We start from the raw sequence: 17,187 nt of genomic DNA on the forward strand, positions 1-17,187 counted from the left end.
GGTGCGCATCGTGCTCTGCCGCAGCGGCGGTATGCGACTGCCGGTGCCGCGGCTGCCGCCGCCAGTATGGTGGCGATTGCCCCGGTAGCACCGGTCACCCCGTGGGGCCCCGGCCTGACCGCCGCCCAGCGGGCGGTGCAGCTGACAGCCGAGGGCTCCCTCCTCAATGTCCCGCTCAACCTGTTCCAGGCCATCGTCAACATTCCTCACAATGAGATCGACGCGCTCCAGGGCTTGGGCAACTCACTGTTTTTCAGTGGGACGTGGTTCGCCGCGAGTGGCACCAACATCTGGGGTGAGGATCCCGGCGACCCGGGGCACTTCATGTCGGTCATCAATATGGCGCTGCCGTTCCCTGGACTTACCGGCCAGGATGACCCGCTCCCCGGATACGATGGCTTCAGTTGGGATGATGCGGCGGCCGGCCATCTGGGCTTGGGCCAGCAGGTCATCCTGATGCTCAACGCTATGATTCCTGTCAGCGCGTCCAGTGATGCCGACTGGAGTGGGCCGCTGATTCCGACGGCGCCCATCACGGGTTTTGCCTCGATCGACCAGACAATATGGAACGCACTGATCTGGACCGGGCAGCAGCAATACCCGATGATCAACGACTGGTTCAAGGTTCCGCTCTCGGATTTGCAGGACGGGTACACCTTCGGTCCGGCCGTCGACCCTTCCGCCGGTGTCGGCCCGAACGGGCAGGTGCCCACCGACGACGTCTACCAGATCCCCGGCACGCATCCGGCGACGGCGGCCGACTTCCCCAACGGCCTCCCGGACGGGGCTACCGTCGACCCGGACACAGGGTATGTCCTCAACGCCAACGACAATGTCATCCAACTCATGCCGTGGTCTGGTGAGGAATTCAAGCTGGATTTGGCCTACCCCTTCCAGCACTTCTGGGAGAGCCTGCAGGCTCCGATCGATCCCGACACCTACATGCAGGGCTTCCAGTTGCCCGACCTGACCGATTTCGGCCGAGCCCTGCAGACCATGCTGGCAAGCTCGGTGGTCGCGTTCGACCCGTGGGTCGAGGGCAGCCCGTTCTGCCTGCAAGTGTGCGGTTCCATACCGGACATGTTCAGCATGCCGGGGATGGTCAAATCCATCGGCGACCTGTGGCCGGGAAACACCTCCATTGACCACTGGCTTGAGCTGCTCAACACGCCCGGAACCGGTCCCGGTGACCTGGACAACCCGTTCGGCATGACCAACAATCCGGTGCAGACGACGGTCAACATGACCAACCTGTTCATGGTGGGTCTGCGCACGATGTTCAGCCTCGGCAACCCGCTCCCCGACCAGGCTCCGGACGGTGTCAATACCCCGATCGCGTTCCCGGTCAGCCCGGTGGCGCAGGAGCTCATCGACTTGATGCAGAAGGACATCTTCCCGGGCGTGGACTTCGCGGGACAGGACGGCAGCAGCGTGCAGGACTTCGCCGGCCTCATCGCGGACGCCTTCCACTACACGCCGATCGACTACAGCGACCCGAACTGGTTGGTTGATGCCATTCCGCCGAACACCATCGAAGAGTGGTTGGCCTCGCTGTTTGGCGGTTGGGCTCTCTAAGGCGCTATCTGTCAGACACGCCCTAAACGGCTCCATGGCAGCCCATTTCGCTCAGGCGGGGTGGGCTGCCATGCGTTTCTGTTCGGCCGCTTCGTCGAGCGCACTGACAGCGGGGCGACGCACTGCACTTCATTGATGCTTTGGTAGATTACCTACGTCCGTTACGGACTACGTCAGTTCACCTTTTGGAGGACCATCGGGATGGTTGCTGCCCTGCGCGCGTACTGCTGTGCCGGGTTGGCGATCACTACCGCGGGTCTCATAGCCACCGCTCCGGCAATGCCGCCCGTGCCGCAACCCACCGTGGTTCACCTGGCGGAACGCCTGACCGCCGGTGAATCGTTGCTGAATGTTCCACTGAATCTTTTGCAGGCCCTCGCCAACATTCCGGCGAATGAGATCCACGCGCTGGACACGTTGTCTCAGTCACTGTTCTACAGCGGCCCCTGGTTCGTCGGCAGCCCGACGAATATCTGGGGTGAGGATCCCGGTGACCCGGGGCACTTCGAGTCGGTCATCCAGTTGTTGGTGCCGTTCCCCGAGTTGTCCGGCGCCGGACACGAAGGCGAGTTGTTCTACCCCGGTCTCGGTCAGCAGCTGGCCATGCTGGCCGCGGTGGAGATCCCGGTCGATCCCAGCTGTGCCAGCCTGGACTGCCTGCCGATCATGCCGACCAGCCCGATCACCGGCTTCACCTGGATCGACCAGCCCATCTGGAGCCTGCTGGTCATCAGCGGCCTACAGAGGTTCCCGCTGATCCAAAACTGGTTTCAGGTCCCGTTTTCGGACATGACGAACGGGAACTCCTACTACTTCGACCCGAATTCGCCGGGCATGCTCAACAGTGGGCTGGCCCACGACGGCTTCTACTGGGAGGGCAGTCGCACCCTGGAACAACTGGGGCTGAATCCCGCCGACTACCCCGACATCCATCCGGATGCCCCGTTGATGCCGTGGGCCGGCTCGTCCTACGAGATGAACTTCGAGGAGCCGTTCACCAATTTCTTCAACAGCCTCATGGCGCCGTTCGACCCCGACAAGTTCGAGATGCCCGACCTGGTGGAGCTCGGCAGGGCCCTGCAGGCCGTGCTGGCGTCCATGCTGGTCGCGTTCAACCCGTTTGTCCCGGGCAGCCTGTTCTGCCCGGGGCCGTGCCTGCTGCCTGACCCGTCGGGCAACATCATGGATCCCAGCGACTGGTCGCTGCCCAGCTACTATGTCCTGGCGAAGGCGGTCGGCGACCTGTGGCCGGGCAACCCGGTTATCGACGAATGGCTGAGCGCCTACGCCGACGGCACCGCTAACGTCTCCACGCCGGAGATCATCGACTACGAGGCCTGGCTGTGGCGACTGGGCACGGTTCTGCTCGACCTGAAGAACCCGCTGCCTGACGATCCGGTGATCGATACCACGCCCTACCTGCCCACCATCGACCAGATCCACGACTTCCTCGGCAGCTACCTGTACAACATCGCCGACAACATCGGGGTACTGGGTCCCTTTGACGTGCAAGGACTCTGGGACGCCCTGTTCGACGTCACTGCGGCATAGTGCCGGCTCGTCCTACCCTGCGATCAAGCCGGACAGGTCCGGCAGGTACGGGTACAGATCCGGCAGTGCCGTCTCCGGCAGCATTCCCAGATCGACCTGGTATGCGGTCCAGCCCTGCTCGAATCCGAGTTGGAGGTTCTGTGACACCACATCCCAGTCGATCGCGGGCATGCTCCACGACACCGGTGTGGCGATGTCGGCGGGATCGGAGCGGTCGTAGCCCAAGTCGATCAGCACCCGCAGGGCGGGCTGTACCAGGTCGGCCATCGCCGGCCCGAACAACGGGAACTGCCGCAGCGGCTCCAGCAGCGGCAGGTTCATGGTGGGGATCAGATAGAAGGAGGTGTCGCCGTCGTAACCCTCCGACATCGGTAGTTTCACCGCGTCCGCCATCGCGGTCGGATCCCAAGAACTGGGGTAGCCGGTGATCAAGTAGGGATGGAGGTAGACGTAGCCCGCCATCGAGTTCGCCAATGCCAGCAAGTTCATCGGATGATTCGGGTAATCGGTGGCGCCGCTGTACTCGAAGTTGTAGATGTCGACTGTGTACGGCGAGTCGACAGGAGTCGGGGGAGGGGTCAGCCCCCAGGGGTCGGGAAAGCGGGTAAAGATTCCGCCGTTGGGACTGTTGAGGTCTTCGACCAGCACGAAATGCAAGTCAGCCGCAGCGGGTGCGCTGCTGCCCGCCTGGCCGAGGTCGATCAACGCTTGGGTGGCGATCGCCGTGGTCGATGAGACGCCGAAGACGGTGACCGGCCCGTCCGCCAGGTGTTTCACGATGTCCTGGTTCAGTGTCTGAGCCGCGTCGAGGAGGCTCTGTTGGTAGTTGGCGGGATTCAGCGGTTCGACGACCGGGGTGTAGCCCGGGTAGACCGATTGACCCGGGAACGGGTTCTCAGGATTGATGAACAGGTCCATGACCCGTTGGTCGTAGATCGCGCCGGGATCGGGTGTCATGACGTAACCCATGATCAATGCGGTGCCGGTGTCCTCCCCGAAAGCGAACGCCGGATTGAACACCGAGGTCAGCCCCATCAGGCCGGCGCAACCCCCCGCCAACAAGCCGGCCGTCATCCACCGATAGCTAGAGTGCGTCATCAAATCCCCCAATTATCTCGCACACATGACCGTGCCAGCGTACACAGGAACTTGTCCCAGCGCCTGCCGAGGTGGCGAATAGTTGCGCGAGGGTCAGATATTGCCGCCGGGCACTCGGCGGCACACCGGACGATAGGGTGGCCAGGTGGCTTTACCAGCACCGGGTGTCGACCGCGCGGCGATAGTCACCGGCGCATCGTCGGGGATCGGTACCGCGGTGGCGCGTGAGCTCGCCCGCCGCGGCCACCAGCTGATTCTGGTGGCGCGCAGCGCTGATCCGCTGCACGCGCTCGCGGCCGAGCTGAGTCCCCACCCGGTGCACGTACTGGTGACCGACCTGTCCTGCCGAACTGAACGCGCGGCCTTGGAGAGCCGGATCGCTGAGCTGGGATTGATCCCGGACATCCTGGTCAACAACGCCGGCGTGTCGGTGGTGGCACTGGCAGCCAAGACGGAGCCGGCGCGTCAACTGGACCTGGTCGAGGTCGATGTCGCCGCTGTGGTCGACCTGTGCAGCAGGTTTCTGCCGGGCATGGTGGCACGGGGGCGTGGTGCCGTGCTGAATGTGTCGTCGGTGGCCGGCTTCGGCCCGCTGCCCGGACAGGCGACTTACGGTGCCGCCAAGGCGTTCGTCGCCTCCTACACCGAGAGCCTGCGCAGTGAACTGAGCGGCACCGGCGTCACCGTCACCGCACTGTGCCCGGGGCCGGTGGACACCCAATTGGACGTCACGGCCGGTTTCCGAGAGGGAGAACGCAAGCAGGTGCTGCCCGCCGTCATGTGGAAGTCGGTGGACAAGGTGGCTCGGGCAGCGGTCGACGGCTTGGCTTCGGGAAAGGGCCGGGTGACGCCCGGGTGGGCGAACAAGTTGCTGGTGGTCGCCTACCGGTTCGTGCCGCACGGCCCGCTGCTACCGTTGCTGGCGCGGCGTACTCCATTGTCGACTCGCAGCTCGGGTAGGGGGTTTACCCGGATATCTTCGAGGTCGGAGGGCAGGCACGCGCCGGATAGGGGGAGCAGTGTGGTGCTTGAGGTGATCGACAAGGGCTGTGTGAGTGAGGCCCATCCTGTTCCGCTGCTGTTCGTCCACGGCGCCTGGCACGGCGCTTGGTGTTGGGACGAGAATTTCCTCGGATACTTCGCCGACCAGGGTTACCACGCGTTGGCGGTCAGCTTTCGTGGTCACGGCGGCAGCTCCACCGACAAACCGCTGCGAAGCTGCAGCGTCGAGGACTACGTCGAGGACGTCAGATCGGTCGCTGACGGCCTGCCGGTAGCTCCGGTGGTGATCGGTCACTCGATGGGCGGGCTGATCGTGCAGAAGTATCTCGAGAGCCGCCCCTCGCCGGCCGGGGTCCTGATGGCGTCGATTCCCCCGCAGGGCAACTACGGGTCGAGTCTGCGCTGGCTGCGCAGCCACCCGTGGCATGCGATCAAGGTGGCGGTCACCGGCAGGTCACTGCCCTACATCAACACGCCCGAGCTGGCCCGGGAGAAGTTCTTCTCCGCGGCGACCCCCGAGGACCAGGTGCTGGAGTGTGCGGCGCGGCTGCAGGAGGACAGCGCCCGGGTCAGTCTCGACTGCCTGATGCTCAACCTGCCGCGCCCGGAGCGGGTGGCGACGCCGTTGCTGGTGCTGGGAGCCGACCAGGACGGTGCGCACACCCGCAAAGAGGTGGAGGCTACGGCGCGCGCCTACGGCACCGAGGCGGAGTTCTTTCCCGGCATGGGCCACAACATGATGCTCGAGTCGGGTTGGGAGGCCGTGGCCGAACGAATCCACGGCTGGCTCGGTGGCCGCGGGCTGTAGTCCCTATCTGGCCGGTCAGTCCTTGGCGAAGCAGTACAGCCGGTAGACGAACTCGCCGTTCTTCAGCGCGCCGTTGAAAGTCCAGTCGGTCGCCGCGCTGGCGAAGCGGGCCACGCTGCCGTGGTGGGCGATCATGTCCTGCTTGCGGGCCAGGTTCTTCTCGTTTCCGCGTAGTACGGCCAAGCTGATGTCCTCCTGGGTCACCAGCCGCAGTCCGGTGTTCGCCAGCTCGGCGTCCCACTGGGCCAGCTCGCTGCGCCGGCGGAAGTCGGTGTAGAGGAAGTGACCACCCGGGGCCAGCACCCGCGCCGCGCCGTCGAAGAACCGTGCCGGATGCGGGTACAGGTGCGATGCCTCGACATGCAGCACCACGTCGAACGAACCCTCGCCGAAGGGCAGGTTCTCTGCATCGCCCTGCACGAAATCCATCCCGGGCAGTTGATGGCGCTCCCGGCAGAACTCGATGGCGGTCTCGTTGAGATCCAGGCCGGTGTAGGAGGCGGGTTTGAAGGTGCGGGCCACATATGACGCGCCGCCACCGTGACCGCAGCTGACCTCGAGCACCTTCTTGCCGGTCAGATCCACCTGCGCGGCGGTGCGGTGATACTGCTGGATGAAGAACCGGTTGGCCTCGTCGGAAGCCTCCAGCGGCACCGCCATCGGCGGGTCTTCCTCGTACCCGTAATTCAGGAACAACCAGTCGTCACCGCTGAGCATCTTGGTCTGGGTGGCGAACCGCTTCGTCACGAATGAGGTGAACACCAGGTGATAGACGAACGGATTCGTCATCACGCGGTGGGTTACCGGGTTGAATATCAGGCGGTTCATCGTGGCCATCGGGGCAGTATGTCACGGCTGTGATGCGCTGCCCGCGACCGGGTCACGGGCCCGGGCAGGGCCTGCGTCACCGCAATTCGCGCATCAAGATTCGTTCCCACGTCCGATCGGTCAGCAGCGCCCGCGCGAGCACGGTGGCCTTGCCGGAGAGTCCGACGACGTAGCGCGGCTTGGGGTTGCGAGCCCGCGCCACGCGCACCACCGCACGGGCGACCACGTCGGGTTCGATCATCACGCCGCGCTTCGCCGACAACCGGCGGGTGTTCTCGGCGTAGCGGTGTTTGAAGTCGCCGTAGGGATCATCGTCGGCGTAGGTGGGATCCTGCTCCTGCTGCGAGGTGACGAACGGGGTTCGTACCGCGGTCGGGTCAAGCAGCACCACCTTCACGCCGAACGGTGCCACCTCCGCGCGCAATGCCAGCGACAGCGCCTCCACGCCGTACTTGACCACGTGATAGCCGCCGGCCCCCGGGCCGGCGAAGCGACCCCCGGTGCTGCCGATGTTGATGATGATGCCAGTCCCGCGCTCACGCATGCCGGGCAACACAGTCTGCGACAAATGAAGTGCTGCAATCACATTGGTCTCAAAAAGGGTGCGTAGGTCCGTCAGCGCCACTTGTTCGAGCGGACTGGTCAGCGGAAACCCGGCGCAGTTGACCAGAACGTCCACCCCGCCGTGCTCGGCTCCGATCTCGGCGATGAGGTGCCCCACCGCGGCCTCGTCGGTGACGTCGAGGGCGCGGGCCGTCAGCCCCCGCGCCGCAAGCCGTTGCAGCGCTTCGGGATTGCGGCCGACCGCGAATACGCGGTAGCCGGCGGCCTGCAGCTTCTCGGCGGTCGCCTCGCCGATCCCGCTCGTTGCTCCGGTGACCAGCGCTACCGGCTGGCCGTTCATCGGGTGCCGGTGTTCCCGGACTGTGCGGGCGCGGGGTCCAGGCCGGTCTCGGCGGGCACCAACTCGACGGGCAGGTGCTCCAGGCCGCGCATCGTCGCATTGACCAGGTGGCGGTGCTCCCCGTCCAGCCGGATCTCTTTGACGTGGGGGATCAGCTGGGTCAGTACCCGGCTCACTTCAATGCGGGTCAGGTGCGTGCCGAGGCAGTAGTGCGCGCCGCCACCGAAAGCGAGGTGGTCGGTGGGATTGCGGTCCAGGTCGAAGGTGTCCGGATCCGGGTAGTGCCGTGGATCGCGGTTGGCGGCCGCATACAACACCAACACCCGCGCACCGGCCGGGATGGTGTGGTCGCCGACTCGGTAGTCGCGGGTCGCGGTCCGGTAGAACCCCTGAACCGGCGAGACCAGCCGGAGCTGCTCCTCGATCGCTGCGGGGATCAGCTCGGGATGTTCGCGCAGCCGCGTGTAGACGTCCGGACGCTGTGCCAGCGTCAGGAACAGGCCCGAGATCAGGTTCGTCGTGGTCTCGCTGCCGGCACCGACGAGCATCGACGCGGTCCAGAACACCTCGTCGTCGGAGAGGGTGTCATCCCCGCTGGGCGCCGCCAGCATCGAGATCAAGTCGTCGCCGGGCGTGGCGCGGCGCACCTTGATCATCGGGTCGAGGCTGCGGTGCATAGCGATGACCGCCTGACTCGAGCGCATGTTCATCGTCATCCCGCGCAGGTTCAGCGGGGCGAACGCGGCCTCGTTGATGGTGTCGGCCCATTCCAGGAACTGGTGGCGGTCTTCCTGCGGTATCGCCAACATCATCGTGATCAGCCGGTTCGGCAGCGGTTTGGCCAGGTCGGCCACGATCTCGACCCGTCCGCGTTTGATCATCGCGGCGACGAGTTCGTCCGCGGCGCGGTTGATGTTGATCTCCCACGACTTCATCGCGCGCGGCGTGAATGCCCGCGACACCGACCGGCGCAACCGGGTGTGCACCGGCGGGTCGGTGGCGTTCATGGTCTGCAGGCGGACCCGGAAGCGAGCCTGGCTTTCCGCCGAAGACAACGCCTCATCGTCGCGCAACGCCTGACGGACCTCGTCGTAACCAGGGATGATCCAGATGCCGCGCTTGCGGCTGTACCAGACCTTCGGGCCGGTCAACAGCGTGCGATATCCCGGATAGGGGTCGTGCATCGTCTCGCGGGCGAATGGGTCGAAGTCGGTCAGCGGTGCGGTTTCGCGTCCGGTCAGGGCGTACCGGTAGGCGGTCGCCCGGTCGCGGGCCACCCCGACCAGCCCGTCGGTGCCGATCTTGAGCAGGCTGGCGCGAAAACGGAGCCGGCGCGTCAGTTCCCTCTTGTCCATCTGGCAAGCCCCTCGATCGTCAGGTTTGGAGCAAGATCGGGCCGCGATCGGCCGCGATTATGTCGCCGTCACCCTAACCCGGTATCCGCCGTCGCCTGAAGGGACGTCGGTCACCAAAGAAGCGCCGGAGCTCCGGGACGGCAGTCCCAGAACTCCGGCGCTTCGCTGCTTGGCGTCAGTCCTTGACGAGGTCGAAAATTCGGTAGGTGATCTCACCGCGGTCCAGGTCGCGGTAGAACAGCGACCCCTCGACCACGGCGAACTCCCGGGCGAACCGGCGCAGGTAGAACGGCATCCGCTCGTTGATCAGGTCGTTGGAGCGCGGCGAGTTCGCTGCCAGGCCGCGGACGACCTCGCGGCTGATGTCACGCTCGTTGACCAGCCGCAGCGGCGGGGTCGCCAAGGTCTGCTGCCAGGACTCGATGTCCTCTTTGGCACGGAAGTCGGTGTGCAGGAAGTGCCCGCCGGGACGCAGCACCCGTCCCACCTCACGGACGAACTGCCCGAAGTCGGGGTAGATGTGCGAGGCCTCGACGTTGACCACCGCGTCGAACGAATTGTCGGGGAACGGCAGGTTCAGCGCATCACCCTGCACGAAGTCCAGCCCCGGCACCTGGTGGCGCTTCTGGCAGAAGGCAACGCCTTCGGGGTTGAAGTCCAAGCCGGTGTAGGAGGCCGGCTTGAGGGTCCGGGCCAGGAAAGAGGCACCACCGCCGTGGCCCGAGCTGACCTCGAGTACGTTCTTGCCGGCCAAGTCGATCTGGGTGGCGGTCTGGTGGTAGAGCTGGATCGAGTACCGGTTGGGCTCGTCGGCGTCATCCAGCTGGAGGCCCAGCGGCGGGTCCTGCTCGTAACCCCAGTTGAGGAAGACGACGTCGTCGTGTCCCATCCGCTTGGTCATGAATGGGTACCAGTATTTGAAGGCCTTCTTGTACAGCGGCATCGCCGAGATGCGGTAGACCAGATCGGCGCCGACTTTTTCCAATGTCTCTGACGGAGAACGAACCATACCGGAAGTATGGCACAGCTCAGCGGGTGCTTTAGACCCCGGTAACCTGCGTCGGCAGCTGTGCGCGCTGCGGCTCGCCGCGGTAGCGCGACGGGGCTCCGTCGATCTTGCAGATGCGCCACATCAGCCGGGCCGCGGGATTCATCAGACCGAGTTCATGGCAGAGCATCCGAACATCGGCGAACATGTCCCGCCACGTCTGGCGTGCCTCCGGTGTACCGAAAAACCAGTCCTTACGCGCTGACCGCGGAATGTCGAACGTCCGGAAAAACCTGCGCGGCGGCACGACCATCGCCTGGCCGAGCATCCGCATGACAACCGGCACGTACAGCGAGAGAGCGAACCGGCTGCTCCACCACAATCGAGGGACCCGTCGCTCCAGATACTTGTGCGCGAAAGAGATGTGACGCGCTTCTTCGGCGACGTGGATGCCGATCATTCTCCTGATGACCGGATGGACCGACACGTCTTCGCGCAAGGTATTGGTCTGCAGATAGTCGAACGGGACCTCGCCGGCCACAACCCCGAAGAAGAACGCGTTCGGCAACGGCCCGGCGTATAGCGGCACCATCGGCGAGAGCAGGCGTAACCACCGCGGCATCCCGGGGACATCGATCCCGATGCGGTTCACCAACTCCTGGAACATCAGGGTGTGGTTGCACTCCTCGATGGATTCATGCAGGCAGTACCGGTACTCAGCTGAGCCATTCGGTATCCAGAACGTGTAGTGCATGAGGCCCCGCACCAGAATGCCCTCGAACTGCACGCCGACCTTGGCCATGTTGGCCTGTCGCCACATGCCTATCGCGATCTGCTTCGCCAAGGGCTGTGCCCGGTACCACGGGTGGCGTCCCAGCGGGTCAGCCGTCGAAAGAACCCAGCCCGGGTCATCGGGCCTGACAGCGAGTTCGGGCGAGTCCCATTCGATGTCGACGTACGGGTTGAAATTGCGCCGTACCGAACTTTCGGAGAGCGTCGCGAGCACCTCGCCGTAGGCTGCGTCATCGCCGATTTCCATCGCGTGCTTCCAGCGTCTGACGAGGTACAAGCCGGCCAAGGGCGCAGAGGAGACCGCCAGCACGCCGACCAGGAGCCAGCAGATGTTGATCACAGCGGTCGACATTGGCGAATGCGCTCCCTCTAGATCCGCGTGCCCCCAGCACGCGACTGCGCTGAAGCCTACCCTCGAAATTGGCAAAACACTAAGATCCGTCGCACCGTTGTGGTGTGATTGCCGCCATCTCGCGACCGGGCAGCGTCCGTTAGTTTACCTGCGAGTGCGGCTATTGCGCGCAGTTCGGCTGACCTGCGCGCACTGCGGCGCGCCGCGGCGTTGCGGTAGCGTGTTCACCTTATGGGGACCCAGCAGTACCTGAACTACGACGCCGTCATCGTGGGCGCTGGCTTCGGCGGGATCGGCGCCGCGATCCAACTCAATCGGCTGGGCTACGACAACCTCCTGATCGTCGACCGCGAGGACGGGCTGGGCGGAACGTGGCGGGTCAACCACTATCCGGGCCTGTCGGTCGACCAACCCTCGACTACGTATTCCTATTGGTTCGAGCCGAACCCGTATTGGTCGCGACTGTTCGCGCCGGGCAGCGAGGTCAAGGCCTATGCCGAGCATGTCGCGGACAAATACGACGTCCGCCGCTACATGCGGTTCAACACCTGCGTCGACGGCGCCCAGTGGGACGAGGAGGCCAAGGGGTGGCGGGTGGCGCTGGCCGGCGGTGAGACGCTGACTGCGCAGTTCCTCATTGTCGCGACCGGTTTTCTGTGTCAGCCGAAGATCCCGGACATCCCCGGCATCGACACGTTCGCCGGTCGCATCATCCACACCGCCGCCTGGGACCACGAGTACTCGATGGACGGGCGTCGTGCGGCGATCATCGGAACCGGCTCCACCGGAATCCAGGTCATCCCCGAACTGGCCAAAGAAGTCGCCGAACTCACGGTGTATCAGCGCACCCCGATCCTGGTGACACCCAAATCTGACGTCGTTTTCCCGCCGGTGATACAGCGGATGTTCGCCCGGGTCCCTTTCACCCAGCGCATCGTGCGGTGGATCACCGACAACGTCACGGACTTCATGATGGTCCTGACGATGTGGCGCTACCGGCGGTTCAAGTTCGTCAACAAGGCGATGGCGGCCCAATCCGCCCTGCATCGGCTGATGTCGGTGCGGGACCGCGAGCTGGCCCGCAAGATGAGCCCCGATTTCGACTTCGGCTGTAAGCGTCCGACGATCTCCAATGACTACTATCCGACGTTCACCAAGCCGCACGTGCACCTGGAGACGGCCGGTATCGAGCGGATCGAACCGGACGGCATCGTTTCCTGCGACGGCACCAAGCGGGACATCGACACCCTGGTGTTGGCGACCGGCTACGACGTGTGGGAGGGCAACCTGCCGGCAATCGAGGTGGTCGGTCGCGGTGGTCGCAACCTGGGGAAGTGGTGGCGGGAGACGCGCTTCCAGGCCTACCAGGGCATCACGGTGCCGCAGTTCCCGAACTTTTTGACCATGGCCAGCCCATTCGCCTGGGTAGGGTTGTCCTGGTTCAACACCGTGGAGTATCAGATGCGGCATATGAACCGGTTGTTCAGCGAGCTGCAGCAGCGCCAGGGGCGCACCTTCGAAGTCACCGAAGACGCCAACACTCGGTTTTACGAGCGCATGATGGACCTGCTCGACAGTTCGGTGTTCCACCTCGGCAACTGCGCGACCTCGAACTCCTATTGGTTCAACCACAATACCGGCGAGGCCCCACTGTTCCGGCCGACCTCGGTGCGCAGCGCGGTGAAAGAGCAGGATCACTTTCCGCTGTCGGACTATCTGATCGGGTAGTTTCCAGCGCCGCGGTCCTGAACTGGGGGTTAAAGTGATCGCTTCGGGTAAATCGTCTGGTGGGGGGCCTCGGGAAGTGACGAAGATGCGCCAGCTGAGCCGGAGGCTGCCGTCCGCACCAGCGTTGGTCCGCCGGTTGGCGGTGCCGATAATCCTCGGCTGGGTGGCCATCACACTGCTGGTGAGCCTGGCGGTCCCGCCGCTGGAACAGGTCGCCAAGGACCATCCGGTGTCGTTGAGCGCCAAGGACGCACCGTCGATTCAGGCCATGGCGCGGCTGGGACATGCTTTCCAGCAATCGAGCATCGGCAGCGCGGCGATGATTGTCATCGAAGGTGACCAGCCGCTCGGCGAAGCCGCCCACCACTACTACAACGAGCTGATTGCCCAGCTCAACGCGGACACGACGCACGTCCAGCACATCCAGGACTTCTGGGGGGACCCGCTCACCGCGGGCGGAGCTCAAAGTCTCGACGGCAAGGCGGCGTTGGTCGAGTTGAACCTCGCCGGAAACCAGGGTGAGGTGCTGTCCAACGAGTCCGTTGAGGCTGTCCGCGACATCGTTCACCGCACACTCGCGCCGCCGGGGGTGCGGGCCTATGTCACAGGTCCGGCGCCGATGGTCACCGACATGAACACCAGCGGTGACCGCGCGGTGCTCAAGATCCTGATAGCTACCGTGTCGGTGATCTCGCTGATGCTGTTGTTGCTTTACCGCTCGTTCAGCACGGTCGCGTTGTTGTTGGCCGTGGTCGGGATCGAACTGGCGGCGGCGCGCGGGATAGTCGCCTTTCTCGGGCATGCGGGCCTGATCGGGCTGTCCACTTTCGCGATCAACATCCTGGTGACATTGGCGATTGCCGCCGGTACCGACTACGGCATCTTCTTCATCGGCCGCTACCACGAGGCCCGGCACGCCGGTGAGGATCCCGAGACGGCCTACTTCACCACCTACCACGGGATTGCTCATGTGGTGCTGGCGTCGGGTCTGACGATCGCCGGCGCCACCTTCTGCCTGAGTTTCACCCGGTTGCCTGTGTTTCAGACCATGGGTATCCCGTGCGCGGTCGGCATGCTGGTTGCGGTGGCGATCGCACTGACGCTTGTCCCGGCGGTCATGACGGTCACCACTCGCTACGGCTTGCTCGAACCCCGGCGCAAGATGTCGGATCGCGGCTGGCGCAAGGTCGGCACGGCGATCGTGCGCTGGCCCGGGCCGATCTTCGTGGCCGCGTGCGCGGTCGCGCTCATCGGTCTGCTGGCGCTGCCCGGTTACCAGGTGAGTTATAAGGATCCGTCGTTCATCCCGCAGGACACCCCGGTCAACCTCGGCTGGGCGGCCGCGTCGCGTCATTTCCCGGAATCGCGACTGCTGCCGGAAGTTCTGCTGCTCGAATCCGATCGCGATATGCGAAACTCGGCGGATTTCCTGGTGCTCAACAAGGTGGCCAAGAGTGTCTTCGCTGTCGAGGGCGTCGCCATGGTCCAGGGGGTGACTCGGCCCGAGGGCACCCCGCTGGGGCATACCTCGATCCCGTTCCTGCTCAGCATGCAAAGCGCCGGTCAGCTGCAGAATCTGGACTTCATGAAGAGCCGGGTCGCCGACATGCGCAAGCAGGCCGACGACCTCGAGGGCACCATCGCTTCGCTGCAGCGGATGTATGGCCTGATGCAGCAGTTGGGCACCAACACCCATGAGGCGACTGGCGTTTCGCACGAAGCGATGGATCTGGCCCAGCAGATGCGCAGCCACATGGCCGATTTCAACCAGAATTCCAAGGTGTTGCGCGAGTCCGTCGACACGCAGGACTGCCGCGGCGAACCAACCTGTCTGTCGTTGCGGTCGGCGTACGCATCGATGGACGGCGCGACCCAGCTCACCGAAAAGCTCAACGAGCTGGCGCCGGTCATGAGCAGCGTCGACGTGGTCACGCCACAGCTGCTGGAGATGATGCCGGCGCAGATCGCCGCGCTGCGTAGCCTGCAGACCATGATGCTGACGTTGCACAGCACCATGTCGGGGATGATGGCGCAGGTTGAGGAAGTCGGCGGGGATTCGGCCGCGATGGGCCAGGACTTCGACGCAGCGAAGAGCGACGATTCGTTCTATCTGCCTCGGGAGGCGTTCGACAACCCCGACTTCAAACGGGTGATCCAACTGTTCCTGTCGCCGGACGGTCACGCGGCGCGCTTCTTCATCACTCACGACGGGTATCCAGGCACGCCGGAGGGCATGGCGCGGGTGAACCTGATCAAGAAGGCTGCCGCCGAATCTCTCAAGGGGACGCCGTTATCGACGGCCAAGGTCTATGTGGCCGGCACCGCGGCGCTCTTCAGCGACCTGCAGGGCATTGCCGATTACGACCTGCTGATCGCCGGAATCACTTCGCTGGCAATTATTTTTATTATCATGCTGCTGATTACCCGCAGCTTCATCGCCTCGCTGGTGATCGTCGGGACGGTGCTGGCCTCGCTGGGGGCGTCAGTCGGGCTTTCGGTATTGGTGTGGCAGTACATCTTCGGCATCAACCTGCACTGGCTGGTGATGGTGATGTCGGTGATCATCCTGTTGGCGGTGGGCTGTGACTACAACCTGCTGCTGGTCTCCCGATTCAAAGAGGAGATGGGTGCCGGGCTCAAGACCGGCATCATCCGGGCCATGGGCGGCACCGGCAAGGTCGTCACCGCTGCCGGACTGGTGTTTGCCTTCACGATGGCTTCCATGCTGGTCAGTGATCTGCGGGTGGTAGGCCAGGTGGGCACCACGATCGGGCTCGGTCTGCTGTTCGACACCTTGGTGGTGCGGTCGTTCATGATGCCTTCCGTGGCTGCGCTACTGGGCCGGTGGTTCTGGTGGCCACTGAATGTGCGAGAGCACCCGGCACGTGCGCCACATGCCGCCGAGCCGGCCGACGGGCAGAACCGGACGTTCGAGGACATGCTCGCCACGGCGTTCCCGGAGTTATCCGGGAATCCCGCGGCCTCGGTGGAGGATCGACCGACCGAGGTGCCGGCCGCAATTCAGCCGCCGGAGGCAGAGACCAACCGCTGAGCTGCACTGGCCCCGCTGCGGTCAGCGCGCCGCACGATCGATTAGATGCCGTCACGCCCTGATTGCAGAAACTACTCGCGGGCCCAACTGGTGTTGGCCGGTATCCGCACCGGTAGCAGCGACGTAGAGACTCCCGGTTGCTACTGGGATAACTCCGACAGCGCCACTTTGGGTACGAGCCTGTCATCTACCCGCACGCCGACACGGCGCTACCGTCCTATGCCCGCTGCGGACATACCCGGTTCATCTGCACCGCACGTATCGCTGACGGCTGGGGTTTGCTAGCAAGCACGATGCGCGTATGTCCCGCCGCGGCCATTCGTGGTGGGCACGGGTATAATCGTCAAGTGCCGATACCTCCTCCCAGCCCCGACGCCCGTGCTGTGGTCACCGGAGCCTCCCAAGGCATCGGCGAAGCCCTGGCCACCGCGTTGGCCGCACGGGGACATAGCCTGATCATCACCGCGCGTCGCGAAAACCTCCTCGACGAGTTGGCCACCGGGCTGGCCGATAGGTACCGGGTGGATGTCGAAGTGCGACCGATCGATCTTGCCGACTCGGTGGCCCGTGGCAAACTCGCCGCTGAACTGGCCGGCCGGAACATCTCGATCCTGTGCGCCAACGCCGGCGTCGCCACTCTGGGCCCAGTTGCCGAACTCGATCCCGCGGGTGAACGCGCCCTGTTGCAAGTCAATGCCGCCGGGGTTCACGATCTGGTGCTGGCCGTGTTGCCCGGGATGATTGAGCGTGCAGCTGGCGGCATCCTGATGTCAGGCTCGGCCGCGGGCAATGCGCCGATCCCCAACAACGCCACGTACGCCTCAACCAAGGCATTCATCAACACGTTCAGCGAGTCGTTGCATTGGGAGCTGCGCGGCTCCGGCGTGCATGTGACACTGCTGGCGCCGGGCCCGGTGAGCACCGGAATGCTGGAATCAGTTGACGAAGCGGCTGCCAGCAAACTGACGCCGGATTACGTCTGGGTCACCGCTGAGTATGCGGCGAAGGTGTCATTGGATGGGTTGGAGCGCAACAAGGTACGTGTCGTTCCTGGCTTTCCCGCGAAAATAATGTCGGCCAGCAATCAATACCTACCGCGAAGTATCGTCGCGCCCATTTTGGGCAGGGTCTACAAGAAGCTCGGTGGCCCGTAG

At 64.5% G+C, this 17,187-nt stretch carries 12 protein-coding genes and 1 pseudogene; 7 read left to right on the forward strand and 6 right to left on the reverse strand.

What is annotated here, in order from left to right; translation table 11 throughout:
• Positions 1–66 precede the first annotated feature (66 nt).
• Together ACZYY4_RS09165 and ACZYY4_RS09170 are read left to right on the forward strand one after the other, a co-directional pair.
• Positions 67–1,575 carry a hypothetical protein gene (locus ACZYY4_RS09165; RefSeq protein ID WP_463809685.1) on the forward strand — a complete coding sequence of 503 codons (1,509 nt, stop codon included), beginning with the start codon at positions 67–69 and terminating at the stop codon, positions 1,573–1,575.
• Positions 1,576–1,776: 201 nt separating this feature from the next.
• On the forward strand, positions 1,777–3,126 hold the full coding sequence (locus ACZYY4_RS09170; RefSeq protein ID WP_463809686.1) for a hypothetical protein: 1,350 nt from the start codon (positions 1,777–1,779) through the stop codon (positions 3,124–3,126).
• A gap of 12 nt (positions 3,127–3,138) precedes the next feature.
• Here ACZYY4_RS09170 and ACZYY4_RS09175 read toward each other — a convergent pair whose 3' ends face one another.
• Entirely contained in the window at positions 3,139–4,224 is a 1,086-nt protein-coding gene (locus ACZYY4_RS09175) for a PE-PPE domain-containing protein (RefSeq protein WP_463809687.1), read from the reverse strand.
• A 145-nt stretch (positions 4,225–4,369) separates the two neighbouring features.
• Here ACZYY4_RS09175 and ACZYY4_RS09180 point away from each other — a divergent pair.
• A pseudogene (locus tag ACZYY4_RS09180) lies at positions 4,370–5,173 on the forward strand (SDR family NAD(P)-dependent oxidoreductase); the annotation flags it as partial.
• Between the two features lie 75 nt (positions 5,174–5,248).
• Entirely contained in the window at positions 5,249–6,034 is a 786-nt protein-coding gene (locus ACZYY4_RS09185; protein WP_463809967.1) for an alpha/beta hydrolase, read from the forward strand.
• Between the two features lie 15 nt (positions 6,035–6,049).
• Here ACZYY4_RS09185 and ACZYY4_RS09190 read toward each other — a convergent pair whose 3' ends face one another.
• From ACZYY4_RS09190 to ACZYY4_RS09210, 5 genes are all read right to left on the reverse strand, one after another.
• A complete protein-coding gene (locus ACZYY4_RS09190) occupies positions 6,050–6,862 on the reverse strand; it encodes a phthiotriol/phenolphthiotriol dimycocerosates methyltransferase (RefSeq protein WP_463809968.1) in 813 nt (270 codons plus the stop codon).
• A gap of 76 nt (positions 6,863–6,938) precedes the next feature.
• Positions 6,939–7,766 carry an SDR family NAD(P)-dependent oxidoreductase gene (locus ACZYY4_RS09195; RefSeq protein ID WP_463809688.1) on the reverse strand — a complete coding sequence of 276 codons (828 nt, stop codon included), beginning with the start codon at positions 7,764–7,766 and terminating at the stop codon, positions 6,939–6,941.
• On the reverse strand, positions 7,763–9,121 hold the full coding sequence (locus tag ACZYY4_RS09200; RefSeq protein ID WP_463809689.1) for a cytochrome P450: 1,359 nt from the start codon (positions 9,119–9,121) through the stop codon (positions 7,763–7,765). The genes ACZYY4_RS09195 and ACZYY4_RS09200 overlap by 4 nt, the downstream gene beginning before the upstream one ends.
• 175 nt (positions 9,122–9,296) lie before the next feature.
• Positions 9,297–10,064 carry a phthiotriol/phenolphthiotriol dimycocerosates methyltransferase gene (locus tag ACZYY4_RS09205; RefSeq protein WP_463809969.1) on the reverse strand — a complete coding sequence of 256 codons (768 nt, stop codon included), beginning with the start codon at positions 10,062–10,064 and terminating at the stop codon, positions 9,297–9,299.
• Between the two features lie 97 nt (positions 10,065–10,161).
• Positions 10,162–11,187, reverse strand: a complete 1,026-nt coding sequence (locus ACZYY4_RS09210; RefSeq protein ID WP_463809970.1) for an AurF N-oxygenase family protein — start codon at positions 11,185–11,187, stop codon at positions 10,162–10,164.
• A gap of 297 nt (positions 11,188–11,484) precedes the next feature.
• Between ACZYY4_RS09210 and ACZYY4_RS09215 the strand changes: the two genes are divergently transcribed.
• The 3 genes from ACZYY4_RS09215 to ACZYY4_RS09225 all read left to right on the forward strand — a co-directional run bounded on the left by ACZYY4_RS09215 (position 11,485) and on the right by ACZYY4_RS09225 (position 17,187).
• Complete coding sequence (locus ACZYY4_RS09215) at positions 11,485–12,981, forward strand: flavin-containing monooxygenase (RefSeq protein ID WP_463809690.1); 1,497 nt, start codon at positions 11,485–11,487, stop codon at positions 12,979–12,981.
• A gap of 85 nt (positions 12,982–13,066) precedes the next feature.
• Positions 13,067–16,033, forward strand: coding sequence for an MMPL/RND family transporter (locus ACZYY4_RS09220; protein WP_463809691.1), 2,967 nt, complete (start codon positions 13,067–13,069; stop codon positions 16,031–16,033).
• 347 nt (positions 16,034–16,380) lie between these two features.
• Positions 16,381–17,187, forward strand: coding sequence for an SDR family NAD(P)-dependent oxidoreductase (locus ACZYY4_RS09225; RefSeq protein ID WP_463809692.1), 807 nt, complete (start codon positions 16,381–16,383; stop codon positions 17,185–17,187).

The sequence above is a fragment of the Mycobacterium sp. IDUB_21 genome, assembly GCF_055419425.1.

Coding starts and splice junctions, on each gene's coding strand:
- ACZYY4_RS09165 (WP_463809685.1), top strand. CDS start 67: ATGGTGGCGATTGCCCCGGTAGCACCGGTCACCCCGTGGGGCCCCGGC.
- ACZYY4_RS09170 (WP_463809686.1), top strand. CDS start 1,777: ATGGTTGCTGCCCTGCGCGCGTACTGCTGTGCCGGGTTGGCGATCACT.
- ACZYY4_RS09175 (WP_463809687.1), bottom strand. CDS start 4,224: ATGACGCACTCTAGCTATCGGTGGATGACGGCCGGCTTGTTGGCGGGG.
- ACZYY4_RS09190 (WP_463809968.1), bottom strand. CDS start 6,862: ATGAACCGCCTGATATTCAACCCGGTAACCCACCGCGTGATGACGAAT.
- ACZYY4_RS09195 (WP_463809688.1), bottom strand. CDS start 7,766: ATGAACGGCCAGCCGGTAGCGCTGGTCACCGGAGCAACGAGCGGGATC.
- ACZYY4_RS09200 (WP_463809689.1), bottom strand. CDS start 9,121: ATGGACAAGAGGGAACTGACGCGCCGGCTCCGTTTTCGCGCCAGCCTG.
- ACZYY4_RS09205 (WP_463809969.1), bottom strand. CDS start 10,064: ATGCCGCTGTACAAGAAGGCCTTCAAATACTGGTACCCATTCATGACC.
- ACZYY4_RS09215 (WP_463809690.1), top strand. CDS start 11,485: ATGGGGACCCAGCAGTACCTGAACTACGACGCCGTCATCGTGGGCGCT.
- ACZYY4_RS09220 (WP_463809691.1), top strand. CDS start 13,067: ATGCGCCAGCTGAGCCGGAGGCTGCCGTCCGCACCAGCGTTGGTCCGC.